Origin of the sequence: Pseudomonas sp. stari2 (genome assembly GCF_040760005.1) — a bacterium.
Taxonomy (GTDB): domain Bacteria; phylum Pseudomonadota; class Gammaproteobacteria; order Pseudomonadales; family Pseudomonadaceae; genus Aquipseudomonas.
In genome coordinates, this window is the sequence record NZ_CP099760.1 from 4634998 (window position 1) to 4648147 (window position 13150).

10 protein-coding genes are annotated in these 13150 nt (G+C 59.2%); 8 read left to right on the forward strand and 2 right to left on the reverse strand.

Annotated features, from left to right (window positions below; translation table 11 throughout):
• Positions 1-283: 283 nt before the first annotated feature.
• The 8 genes from NH234_RS21105 to NH234_RS21140 all read left to right on the forward strand — a co-directional run bounded on the left by NH234_RS21105 (position 284) and on the right by NH234_RS21140 (position 11688).
• A complete protein-coding gene (locus NH234_RS21105; RefSeq protein WP_085710739.1) occupies positions 284-598 on the forward strand; it encodes a YqjD family protein in 315 nt (104 codons plus the stop codon).
• Positions 599-600: 2 nt separating this feature from the next.
• On the forward strand, positions 601-987 hold the full coding sequence (locus tag NH234_RS21110; protein WP_085730603.1) for a phage holin family protein: 387 nt from the start codon (positions 601-603) through the stop codon (positions 985-987).
• Positions 984-1322: a hypothetical protein gene (locus tag NH234_RS21115; RefSeq protein WP_367254204.1), complete on the forward strand. Its 339-nt coding sequence runs from the start codon at positions 984-986 to the stop codon at positions 1320-1322. The genes NH234_RS21110 and NH234_RS21115 overlap by 4 nt, the downstream gene beginning before the upstream one ends.
• A gap of 124 nt (positions 1323-1446) precedes the next feature.
• A complete protein-coding gene (locus NH234_RS21120) occupies positions 1447-2610 on the forward strand; it encodes an EAL domain-containing protein (protein ID WP_085730601.1) in 1164 nt (387 codons plus the stop codon).
• 68 nt (positions 2611-2678) lie between these two features.
• Positions 2679-4007, forward strand: a complete 1329-nt coding sequence (locus NH234_RS21125) for a deoxyguanosinetriphosphate triphosphohydrolase (protein WP_085730600.1) — start codon at positions 2679-2681, stop codon at positions 4005-4007.
• A 407-nt stretch (positions 4008-4414) separates the two neighbouring features.
• Entirely contained in the window at positions 4415-5041 is a 627-nt protein-coding gene (locus tag NH234_RS21130) for a response regulator transcription factor (protein ID WP_085730599.1), read from the forward strand.
• 8 nt (positions 5042-5049) lie between these two features.
• The gene (locus NH234_RS21135) at positions 5050-8694 is read left to right on the forward strand and encodes a transporter substrate-binding domain-containing protein (RefSeq protein WP_367254207.1); all 3645 of its coding nucleotides are present in this window, start codon (positions 5050-5052) and stop codon (positions 8692-8694) included.
• Positions 8695-8742: 48 nt separating this feature from the next.
• A complete protein-coding gene (locus tag NH234_RS21140) occupies positions 8743-11688 on the forward strand; it encodes an HD domain-containing phosphohydrolase (RefSeq protein ID WP_367254209.1) in 2946 nt (981 codons plus the stop codon).
• On the opposite strand, the gene NH234_RS21145 is transcribed toward NH234_RS21140, so the two are convergent.
• Positions 11689-12171 (reverse strand): GAF domain-containing protein, encoded by a 483-nt coding sequence (locus tag NH234_RS21145; protein ID WP_085730596.1) that lies wholly within the window; start codon positions 12169-12171, stop codon positions 11689-11691. It abuts the gene before it with no gap.
• Positions 12168-13058 carry an ATP-binding protein gene (locus NH234_RS21150; RefSeq protein ID WP_192561900.1) on the reverse strand — a complete coding sequence of 297 codons (891 nt, stop codon included), beginning with the start codon at positions 13056-13058 and terminating at the stop codon, positions 12168-12170. The genes NH234_RS21145 and NH234_RS21150 overlap by 4 nt, the downstream gene beginning before the upstream one ends.
• Positions 13059-13150: the final 92 nt, after the last annotated feature.

Genomic DNA, 13150 nt, shown 5'->3' on the forward strand with positions numbered 1-13150 from the left:
AGCGGTTCATGCAGACATTTCACGCACCAAGTTGCGACCGCGCAGTCATGACCCCCATGGAGCCGGTGAACCGCTTTGGCGCACGAGGTCGATGTCCTGAGCTGAACCCGTGTCATCCGGGCTATGATTTCCCGGCTTCGCGCCCGACAACAGCGCACTGCTGCCGGATGACGCACCACGACACAGCAAAAGATGTACCAGTCATTTGTAATGAACCTTCACGCAAGGCTCATACTCGAAAGTTTCAGAAGCCGCTTCAGACCGCCACTTACGGAGATTCCCAATGGCCAGCACCAAGGCAAAGACTGCTCAAGAAATCCTGATGAACGACTTCCAGACCCTGGTCAGCGACACCGAACGGTTGCTGGAACACACCGCCACGCTGGCCGGTGATCAGGCTGACGAATTGCGCGAACAGATCCACGAAAGTCTGCTGCGTGCGCGAGAAACCCTGAAGCTGACCGAAGACACTCTGCGCGAGCGCGGCCAGGCTGCGGTCACCGCCACCGAAGATTATGTGTCGGCCAACCCGTGGCAATCCGTGGGTATCGCGGCGGGTGTGGGCTTTCTGATTGGCCTGCTGGCCACGCGGCGCTGATCATGTCGATCGGTGAATCCGGCCCGACTGCGGGCACTGCCTCTTCCACGCGGCGCCTGGGTGCAGCCGTCCTTGGTCTGTTGCACAGTCATGTCGAACTGTTCGGCATCGAACTGCAGGAGCAGAAAGCACGCACCGTCAGCCTGTTGCTGTTTGCAGGCCTGGCGCTGGTGTTTGCATTGCTGTTGCTGGTCGGCCTGTCGACCCTCGTCCTGATCGTGTTCTGGGACACGTATCGTCTCGCCGCGATCGTCGGCCTGTGCGTGTTCTACACCCTGGCGGCGATCTTCTGCGCATTGCGCCTCAAGGCTGCGATCTTCGATGAGTCCTCGCCCTTCCACGGTACCCTGGAAGAACTGGCCAACGACCGGGAGCGCCTGCTGCCATGAGCCTTCCTGAACTTCCGCGCAACAGCTCGCGCCAGGAAATGCGCAAGGCCCTGATCCGTCTGCGCATGGAAATGCATCGCCAGGAAATCCGTCACGAAACCGGCCAAATGCTGCAGCCCTTGCAACGCATGCGCGGCATGACGCAGAACCTGCAGGACGGTTTCGGCATCAAACATGCGCCGTTATGGGGCGTAGCCGCCGTGACACTACTGGGGTTCCTGACCGGCAAAGGTGCGAAAAGCGGTGGCATCGGCGGCCTGAGCCGGTTGATCCGCCTCGGCACCAGCCTCGCCCCGCTGATCAAACTGGTCATGCAGAACTCGGGTAAACGCTGAGCTGCACATCTGGCTGCATTCTTGCACTGCTGGCGGGATTGAATCTCTTCACCCGGAGATTCAATCCCGTTTGCCTACCCGGCAGGCAGGACCCCACCAGAACAACAATGACCAAGGAGGCCCCGTGATCGACGGGCAACCGCTCGCCTGCTTTCAGCCTTTCATCGATACCGCCACCGGACGCATTGCAGGCGTCGAGGCTCTGGGTCGACTGCGCCAGGCGCATGGACAACTGACTTCGGTCGGGCCGTTATTCGCCGACCCACGAACGCCCGCTACCGCCTTGCGCCGTCTCGACCGGCAGATTCGTGACAATGCACTGAGCCGATTTCACGAAGCACCGCCAGACTGGTTTCTCAGCCTGAACATGTCACCGCGCTGGATCAGCCGTCTGCGCGCCGATCAGGCGCTTCCCAGCCTGAAACAACTCGCCCGGCATGGCGTCGACCCGCAGCGGATTGTCTTCGAGATCACTGAACTGGGCGGCAACAGTGAGCGTCTGTCTGAAGTGGTCGCACGCTATCGCGATGCCGGGGCGCGAATCGCGATCGACGATTTCGGCGCCGGGTATTCACAACTTGATCGTGTGCTCGCATTGCAACCGGACATCCTCAAGCTCGACATGCGCCTGTTTCAGGCCGCCGCGCTCGGCGGCCCGAGCAGCGATGTGGTCAAGGCGCTGGCACAGATGGCCGAAAAAACCGGCTGCTGGATCATCGCTGAAGGCGTGGAGACCGAAGCGCAGCTGAATTTCGCGCTGGAGTGTGGTTCACGCTACGTACAGGGTTTTCTGTTCGCCCAGGCGCAGGAGGCTTTTTTTGCGACGGATGCGTTCGTCCAGCGCTTCGCTGAACTGCGCCAATCCTATGTGAAGCAGAAGCTCAATGAGCGAGGCAAGTTGATGGCCATGCGCCAACAGCTCGGCGAGTTGATGACGATCCTGCAGACCTGGGCCCAGGCTCGCGCGCCGCTCAGCGCCTTGCCGCAACTTGATGCCTTTCCGTGGTTGCTGCGGTTTTATCAGTGCGACCGTCAGGGCACGCAACTAACCCCGAATCTGGAATGGCGCCAAAGCGGCTGGGTCGCCGACAACCGCTATCTGGGGCACAACTGGTCGTGGCGCCCCTATTTCTACCACCTGCTGGCCGAAGGCTGGGAAGAACGGCGGCTGACGCTCTCCAACACCTACCGCGATGCCACCAGCAACCAGTATTGCCTGACCGCCGGGCAATTCTTCGACAATGGCGAACGCCTGCTGTTGATCGACATTGATGCCGCCGGACTGTAGTTGCGCTTGCAGACACCCGCTCGAACCGGGAAGCTAGGGCACCAGTCACCCGACGGAGAGAATCAGCCTTGGATTGGCAAACCCTGCTCAACCGCGAACGTCTCGGCAAGCCTCTGCACAGCCCGCAGGAACTCGGGCGCAGCCCGTTCCACAAAGACCATGACCGCATCATTTTCTCTGGCGCCTTTCGCCGCCTGGGACGCAAGACCCAGGTGCATCCCGTGTCGAGCAACGACCACATTCACACGCGACTGACCCACTCGCTGGAAGTCAGCTGCGTCGGTCGTTCGCTGGGCATGCGCGTCGGTGAAACCCTGCGTCGCGACCTGCCAGAGTGGTGCGAGCCGAGCGATCTGGGCATGGTCGTCCAGTCCGCCTGCCTGGCCCATGACATCGGCAATCCGCCGTTTGGCCATTCCGGTGAAGACGCCATTCGTCACTGGTTCCAGCAGGCTGCGGGGCGCGGCTGGCTGGATGCGATGAGTGACGCCGAGCGCGGTGACTTCCTGAACTTCGAGGGTAATGCCCAAGGTTTCCGGGTCCTCACGCAATTGGAATATCACCAGTTCGACGGTGGCACCCGGCTGACCTACGCGACCCTCGGCACCTACCTCAAGTACCCGTGGACCGCGCGTCACGCCGACTCCCTGGGCTACAAGAAACACAAATTCGGCTGCTATCAGAGCGAGTTGCCACTGCTGGAACAGATCGCCCACAAACTGGGTCTGCCGCAACTCGAAGAGCAGCGCTGGGCACGCCATCCACTGGTGTATCTGATGGAGGCCGCGGATGACATCTGCTATGCGCTGATCGATCTGGAAGATGGCCTGGAGATGGAGCTGCTGGATTACGCCGAAGTCGAGTCGCTGTTGCTGGGTCTGGTCGGCGACGATCTGCCGGAAACCTATCGACAGTTGGGCCCGCAGGATTCGCGCCGGCGCAAACTGGCGATCCTACGGGGCAAGGCCATCGAGCACCTGACCAACGCCGCCGCCCGGGCCTTCGTCGAGCAGCAGGACGCGCTGCTGGCGGGAACGCTGCACGGGGATCTCGTGGAGCATATGCACGGCCCGGCCAAACGCTGTGTCTTGAATGCAAAAGACATCGCCCGCCGGAAGATCTTCCAGGACAAGCGCAAGACGCTGCACGAGATTGGTGCCTACACGACACTGGAAATTCTTCTCAACGCGTTTTGCGGCGCGGCTCTGGAACAGCACAACGGCCGTACGCCGTCGTTCAAGAGCCGCAGAATCCTCGATTTGTTGGGTAACAATGCGCCGGATCCACACGGCCCGTTGCACACATCGTTCCTACGCATGATCGACTTCATCGCGGGCATGACTGACAGTTACGCCAGTGACATGGCCCTGGAAATGACGGGGCGCTCCAGTCATTGATGCTTCGTAGCCCGATCGGTCAGGCATTGATCGGTCGGGCACGATCCCACGATCCACGCAGCACACAAAACAGATTCGGGCCAGGGTCTGTTGCAGGTTCCACCCTCACTCACATAGGCATCGTCCGAATGTCGCGAAGCATCATCGAAACAAAAAACCGAAGAAGTATTAATGTTCGATAAATATTAAACAGCCAGGCTTTTCAGCAATACACTGCGCTCCTTTGAAGAAATCCAATTAACGCCCCACTCCCTCTACCTACGTCAAAACTAGTTAACACGTAGTACTGTTCTTCTTTATTTGTAGGATTAATCCTAGATTGCCGATGAAGCACTATCAGTTCATGCGACCGCTCATTCATCTGAGCTAAGGTGCGCCCTTTATTCGCGCTCGCATGGGACTTTATTATGAACTCCGTTTTTATTGTCGACGATCATCCGGTTATTCGTCTTGCCGTTCGAATGTTATTGGAACATGAGGGCTACAAGGTCGTCGGTGAAACCGATAATGGGGTCGATGCCATGCAAATGGTTCGAGAGTGCGCGCCTGACCTGATCATTCTCGACATCAGCATTCCGAAGCTGGATGGCCTGGAAGTCCTCGCTCGCTTCAATGCCATGAGTTCCCCGTTCAAGACATTGATACTGACCGCACAGTGTCCGACGCTGTTCGGCATTCGCTGCATGCAGTCCGGCGCATCGGGTTACGTATGCAAGCAGGAAGACCTGAGTGAACTGGTCAGCGCCATCAAGGCAGTACTTTCCGGTTACAACTATTTCCCCAGCCAGGCTCTGAATCCCGCTCGCAATGATGATGTTCGCTATGCGGAACTGGAACTTTTCAAGTCCGTCAATGACCGGGAACTGATGGTATTGCAACTATTTGCCCAAGGCCGCACAAACAAGGAAATCGCCAAAGGCATGTTCCTCAGCAACAAAACCGTCAGCACTTACAAGAAACGGCTAATGCAGAAACTCAAGGCCAAATCCCTTGTAGAACTAATCGAAATGGCCAAACGTAACGCACTCGTGTGAGAGCCAACATGCCCAGCCGTTTAAAGAATTGTCTGATTGTAGTGAGTGCGTACCTTGGATTGAGCGTTCATGTAAATGCCACGCCCATCACCTCGCAAGACCTGACCCTGCTTAACCGTTCGACCAGCAAGTTGCTGCCAGTTTCACTTGAATACTCGCAACGGGATTGGCTGCACGGTCGCAAAGAACTGATTCTGGGTACATCAGCTCCCGACTATCCGCCTTTTGACATGACAGCCAGCGGCCACGACTACGAAGGCTTCACAGCTGACTACGCCGGACTCGTGGGCCAGGCAACCGGCCTACCGATCCGGGTAAAGCGCTATGCCACGCGAGACGCCGCGATACGAGCATTGATCGATGGCAATATCGACATGCTCGGAACGTCCAACGGGCTGGAAGCGGAAAATGCCCACATCATGCTGTCCGCCCCCTACGCCGTCGATCAACCGGTATTGGTGACCCGCGAGGGCGAAACCCGGTCACTGAGCGATGGGCTGGCCGGTATGCGGCTGAGTATGCTGTATCACTACCTGCCGCTGGACGAGGTCAAGTCCCTCTATCCAAAAGCGTTGATCACGTCCTATCCGTCTTACCAGAACGCAATCAACGCGGTCGCTTTCGATCAGGCAGACGTGTTTCTCGGTGACACCATTTCCACCCACTACATGATCAGCAAGGGTTACCTGAACAACATCCGGATGGCCAATTTCGGCAAACACGAAGCCCACGGTTTCAGCTTCGCCGTGCGCCGTGACAATCCTCATCTGCTGGGCATCATCGATAGTGTGCTCAAAGCCGTCCCGGGCAGCGAGCGCGAGACTATTGCCAAACGCTGGAGTGCCGGCAGCGACACCTTGCTGACCGACCAGAAACTGCAACTGACCCATCGCGAAGAACAATGGCTGAAAAAGAATCCGGTGGTGAGCGTGGTCGTCAACGAGGCCTTTGCTCCTCTGACGTTCTTCGACACGGACGGCAATTTTCGCGGCATCAGCGCCGACCTGCTCGAACTCATCCGGTTGCGCACCGGCCTGCGCTTCGAAATTCGTCGCAGCCGCAGCGACGCCGAGATGATCAAGCAGATCGAGAACCATCAGGCCGACCTGATCGCCGCTCTGCTACCTACCGCTCAGCGAGAGAAAACCCTGAAATTCAGCCGCCCCTACCTTGAAAACTCCTACGTTCTGTTGACGCGCAAGGCGGCGGACAGTCCGACGCATCTGGGCCAGCTCAAGCGCAAACGCCTAGCCATCGCCCAGGGCAATCCGATGATCGAGTACCTGCGCCACGAGTTTCCGCGCATTCAGTTGATCGAAACACCGGACACCTTCAGTGCCGTGGCACTGCTCGACGAAGGCCAGGTCGAGGGGGCGGTGAACTCGCTGGTGATTGCCAATTACTTCATCGCCTCACACATCTTCGAACAGCCGTTGCAGATCACCACCACGATTGGCACGCGGCAGGCAGCCTTTTCCCTGGCAACGGCCCGGGACAGCACGGAGCTGGGCTCGATCATCGACAAGGCGCTGATGAGCACAACGCCCGAAGAACTGGGGATCATCAATGGTCGCTGGCGGGGTTACTCAAACCTTTCACAGGGCACCTGGCACCATTATCGACGCTTGTTCTATCAGGTGATCGGAGGCGCCGGCCTGCTCTTGCTGTTGTCGATGCTCTGGAATGCCTACATGCGCCGCCAGATCAAACAACGCCAGTCGGCCGAACGCGCGTTGAATGATCAACTGGAATTCATGCGTTCGTTGCTCAACGGCACCCCTCATCCGATCTATGTGCGTGATAGACAGGGCCTGCTGCAAAGCTGCAACGACAGTTACCTTGAGGCCTTCAACGCCAGACGCGAAGATGTCATTGGCAAGAATGTGATGGAAGGTGCGCTCAACAACGCTTCCGAAGCCAGAGCCTTTCAGGCCGACTATCACCGGGTAGCGTCCGAGGGTAAGCCACTCGTGCAAGACCGGCCTTTGCATATCGGCAACCGGCGACTGACCATCTATCACTGGATACTGCCGTATCGCGACTCCAGTGGCGATGTCCAGGGAGTCATCGGCGGCTGGATCGACATCAGTGAACGTCATGAACTGCTCGACGAACTGCGCACCGCCAAGGAGCGTGCGGATGAAGCCAACCGGGCCAAGAGTACCTTCCTGGCAACCATGAGCCACGAAATCCGTACCCCGATGAACGCAGTGATCGGCATGCTGGAGCTGACGCTCAAGCGCATGGACAAAATGCATCCGGACCGCTCCAGCATCGAAACCGCCTACAGCTCGGCCAAGGACCTGTTGGGCTTGATCGGCGACATACTGGATATCGCCCGGATCGAATCCGGACGCCTGAGCCTGAGTCCCGAACGGGTCAATCTCATTGAAACTGTCGGCTCGGCGACCCGGATTTTCGAAGGCCTGGCCCGACAGAAACGGCTGGCCTTGATCGTGCACGTCTCCCCTCCCGAACTTAACGTCGACGTGCACCTGGACCCCTTGCGCTTCAAGCAGGTGCTGTCGAACCTGATCAGCAATGCCATCAAGTTCACCAACAAAGGCCAGGTCAGAATCACCCTTGAACTTCTGGCCAGCGAGGTTCCCGAATGCTCGCAAGTGCATCTGACCGTTCAGGACAGCGGCATCGGTATCTGCGCCGAAGATCAGCGGCGTCTGTTCGAACCTTTCACCCAGGCCCGCCATGGAAAGGATCGGGCAATCAGTGGTGCGGGACTTGGACTGGTCATCAGTCGTAGCCTCTGCGAAATGATGGGTGGCCAACTGCAACTGAGCAGCCAGCCCGGGGTCGGCACACAAGTAAGTGTGTCGCTGCCACTGGCCACCCTGCCCGCTGAAGTGACCGGTCCGAAACACGAACCGCAGATCAAGACCGCTCTCACCCCCCTGAATGTTCTGGTAGTCGACGACCACCCGGCCAATCGCCTGTTGATGTGCCAGCAACTGGAATTCCTCGGCCATCTCTTCAGCATCGCCGAAGAAGGGCGAAGCGCACTGGAACAATGGAAAAACGGTTCATTCGATCTGGTCATCGCCGATTGCAACATGCCCCTCATGAACGGCTATGAACTGACTCGCGCCATCCGTCGCCACGAAAAACTCATGCGGCGTCCGACCTGTACCGTGCTGGGGTTTACGGCCAATGCACAACCGGAAGAGATTCTTCGCTGCAAGCAGGCCGGCATGGACGACTGCCTGTTCAAACCCCTGAGCCTGATTGTCTTGAGCCAGTGGGTCGACAGCGTCCAGCCGCTGTTCCCTGCGCCTGCATTCAACCTGCAAGGGTTGAAGTCGCTGACCGGAGGCAATCCTGTCCAGATTCAGCGACTGCTGACTGAACTGCTCGACAGCAGTCGGCTGGACCGAAAGGATCTGCAGGCATTGTCCCCCCAACGGGATCACCAGGCACTGGCCGAGATCGCACACAAAATCAAAGGTGCAGCGCGTATTGCCCAGGCATCACGCCTGATCGAAAGTTGCGACGCGCTGGAACAGGCCTGCCTGCAAGCATTGCCGACTGACGAGATCCAACGCCGCTGCAAAGCGAGCAACCTCGCCATCCTTGAACTGGAGAAAGCACTGGAGCAGCAACTGATGCAGGCTGATCAGAGCATAACGATCGGGCCTTAACTATGCTTGAGCGCTGAGCAGTGTGTTTACCAACACGGAGAGCCCGCAATGCCCAGCCCACTGCGTCCGGATCAACGCCGGTTTCCTCTGCACGTGCACATTAGCGTGATGTTCACCTTTCTGCTGTTGCTCACAGGAGTCGTGCTGGGGCTATTCAATTACCGCCAGACAACACAGATCATTCTGTCAAGCAGCGAGAAACTGTTCGAACGCATCGAACAGGATGTACGCGTCGACCTGCAATCGACCTATTCGCCGATCCGGCACCTGCTGAGCCTGCTCGCGGACAACCCGGGAACCCAGACCTTTGTCCTCGAACAACGCCTGGCGCTGCTCAAGCCATTCAGCCAGTCACTCGCGGACAACCCGGACCTGGCCTCATTGTATTTGGGTTACGACAACGGCGATTTTTTCATGGTGCGCCCATTGCGCGGTGCATCACTCAAAACGCTGCTGAAAGCTCCGGGCGCGGCGGCGTATCAAGTCTGGAGCATCGAACATGACGCCAATGGCAGCGTCAGATCGCAATCGCTGTTCTTTGATCAGGCGTTATCACCGGTCGGTCGACACGACAATCCGGACGATGCCTACGACCCGCGCAGCCGAGGCTGGTACATCGGCGCACAAAAACAGAACGAGCAGATCACTACCGAACCCTACGTGTTCTTTTCCACCCACAATGTCGGCACGACCCTCGCCAAGCGTAGCGGTGAGCATGCCGTGATCGCTGCCGATCTGACCCTCGACGCGCTATCGGCAACCCTGACCAAGCATGTTGTAACGCCGGCGACAGAAATCGTCCTCTTCGACGTCGATGGCAACGCCGTGGCGTATCCCGACAGCGGCCGGCTGATCGTCGATGATCGTACCGCGCGCCTGGCCAAGGCGGCCGACTTGAGCCCGAGCCTGAATGCCCTGTTGTCCGGCGGGCATCAGGGCAATCGGCTGAAGGCTGACGGACGACGCTGGATCGTCGCCCGCAGCAGTCTGCAGGAAGGCGGCCCGAAAGGTTTGCAGATGGCCTTGCTGGTACCAGAGGACGAGTTGCTGGTCGATGCCTATCGCATGCGCTGGCAAGGTGCGCTGATTACTCTCGCCACCCTGTTGCTCTGCCTGCCGCTGGGCTGGCTGATCTCGCGAATTCTGGTCAAGCCGCTGCATGCACTGGTCAAGGAAGCCGATGCCATCCGCAGCTTCGATTTCAACTTTCCCCTGACCCGTCGCTCGCCGGTGCTGGAGGTTGACCAGTTGAGCCTGTCGATGGCGCGGATGAAGGACACCCTGGCCAGCTTCTTTCGCATCACCGACAGCCTGACCGCCGAAACCCGGTTCGCCCCGCTGCTGCAACGGGTGTTGTTCGAAACGGTGCAAATTGCCCAGGCCCAGGTGGGCCTGATCTACCTGCGTGAAAGTGATGGCAACCGCATGGAGCCTTACGGGCTCGTGGTCGACGGCACTTCCCAGCCACTGGCAGCGTTCGACATTCAAGGCCACAACCTTGACACCGCGCAGGGTCCCGCCTGGTTCGAGCAACTGGCGCATGCCGACAACGTGGTGAGCAACCTCGGCTTCGAACAGGCCGCCGACCTGCAAAAGGTTCTGCTGGCCATGGACACGCCGCGCGTCCACCTGATCGGGATCCGCCTGCACAACCAACACAACGAAACAATCGGATTACTGGTGTTGCTGATCAACGACAGCGGCACCCCCGCCGACCTGGAGAAGCTGCGGCCCGACCGCATTGCGTTCCTGCAAGCGGTGTCCGGTGCGGCGGCGGTGAGTATCGAAAGCCAGCGCCTGCAAGCCCGACAGAAACAACTGCTCGATGCGTTCATTCAACTGCTCGCCGGCGCCATCGATGCCAAGAGCCCTTACACCGGCGGGCATTGCCAACGCGTGCCGGAACTGACCCTGATGCTCGCCCACGCCGCAGCGGCCAGCGAGGCCCCCGCCTTCAGCGACTACCAGCCCAGTGAGGACGAATGGGAAGCCTTGCACATCGCCGCGTGGCTGCACGACTGCGGCAAGGTCACGACGCCGGAATACGTCGTCGACAAAGCCACCAAACTGGAAACCCTGAACGATCGCATTCATGAAATCCGCACCCGGTTCGAAGTGCTCAAGCGCGATGCCTGGATCAGCTACTGGCAAGCCCTGGCGTCAGGTGGCGACGAGCGAAACCTGGCTAACCTGCGCGACACGACGCTGGCAGCTCTGGATGATGATTTCAGTTTCGTAGCACGCTGCAATCTGGGTAGTGAAGCAATGGCAGACGCCGATCTTAGGCGTCTTGAGGGCATTGCACAGCGCACCTGGACACGCACACTGGATGACCGCCTGGGCGTTTCATGGGAGGAAAACCGGCGTCAGGCACGCACATCGGCGCCCCTCCTGCCGGTCAGCGAAAAGTTACTGTCCGACAAGCCCGAACACCTGCTCGAACGCGCCGACAGCGAACTGATTCCGGAGGACAACCCGTGGGGGTTCAAACTCGACGTCCCGCGCTACAAATACAACCGCGGCGAGCTGTACAACCTGAGCATTCCTCGCGGCACCCTGACCCGAGAGGAGCGTTACATCATCAACCATCACATGGTGCAGACGATTCTGATGCTCAGCCATCTGCCCTTCCCCGGGCATCTGAACAACGTGGCGGAAATCGCCGGCGGCCATCACGAAAAAATGGACGGCACCGGTTACCCGAAACGCTTGAGACGTGAAGAAATGAGCCTGCCGGCACGGATGATGGCGATTGCCGACATCTTCGAAGCGCTGACCGCCGCCGACCGCCCGTACAAAAAGGCCAAGACCCTCAGCGAAGCGCTGGGGATCATGGCCACCATGTGCCGCGAGGCGCACATCGATGCCGAACTGTTCGGCCTGTTCATTCGCGAAGGCCTTTATCTGCAGTACGCCAGTCGTTTCCTCGATCCGCAACAGATCGATGCGGTCGACCCTGCCGGCGTGCTGCGCAAGGCGGGGCTTGCGGCGTGATCAGCAGTCGGTCAGGCGCAGGAAGATCGCTGCCAGTCGTTCGATACCAGCCTGATCGTCTACACCGAAACGTGAAAGCTTCGGGCTGTCGAGGTCGAGCACACCGATCAGACGACCGTCCTTGACCAGCGGCACCACCAGTTCGCTGTTCGACGCGCTGTCACAGGCGATGTGGCCGGGGAACGCGTGAACGTCTTCGACCCGTTGTGTCTGCAGACTGGCCGCCGCCGCGCCACACACACCGCGACCGAACGGAATGCGTACGCAAGCGATCTGGCCCTGGAACGGGCCGAGCACCAGTTCTTCATTGCGATTGAGGTAAAAACCGGCCCAGTTCAGATCATCGAGCTGGTTGAACAGGAACGCCGAAAACTGCGCGGCGTTGGCGATGAAATCGCGTTCGTCCGCCAGCAGCGACTCCAGTTGCGCGGCCAACATGCCATAGCCTTCGAGGCCCTGGCCGCTCTGTTGCAAATCAATCATGCCTTGTGCTCCAGCAATTTCAGTCCCACCCAGTAACGGGCGAATTGGTACGCGCAACGTCCGTTGCGGTTGCCACGGCCGGTCGCCCAGCGCACGGCAAGAATGTCCAGTTGTTCGTCACGTTGCCAGCTCAGGCCGGCCTTGGCGGCCAACTGGCCGATCCAGTGCTCGACGACATTGAGAAAGTGTTCCTGGGTAAACGGATAGAACGACAGCCACAAGCCGAAGCGATCCGACAGCGCGATCTTGTCTTCTACCGCTTCGCTGGGATGCAGTTCGCCATCGACGCGCTTCCAGTTTTCGTTGTCGCTTTCCTTTTCCGGCACCAGATGGCGACGGTTGGAGGTGGCGTACAGCAACACGTTGTCCGGCGCCTGCTCCAGCGAGCCATCCAGCACGCTTTTCAGCACGCGGTAATCACCTTCGCCGGATTCGAACGACAGGTCATCGCAGAACAGGACGAATCGTTGCGGCAGTTTGGCAATCTGCTCCACCACCCGCGGCAGATCCGCCAGGTGATCGCGCTCGATCTCGATCAGGCGCAGACCAGCCTTGGCGTGTTCGGCCAGCAGCGCCCGCACCAGTGAGGATTTACCGGTACCGCGCGAACCCCAGAGCAGCGCATGGTTGGCCGGCATGCCGTCGAGAAACTGTTGGGTATTTCGGCCCAATTGCTCCAGTTGCCGATCAACACCGATCAAGTCCGACAGACGCATGTCTAGGCTGACTTCCAGCGGCAGCAGATAGCCGCTGCGACCGTCACGCTGCCAGCGTGCGGCCAGGCAAGTGCCCCAGTCGATGACCGGGCGTGGCGCCGGCAGCAGCGGTTCGATCCGCGCCAGAACCGATTCGGCGCGCTCAAGAAAAGCATTCAATCGGGAATCCACGTCTTCTCCTCGGGCTGGTTCACAGTAATGATGGCGATACAGCGACGACCAATAGCGTTCGACACCCGCCCCGGCCCTTGTTACAAGGCGAT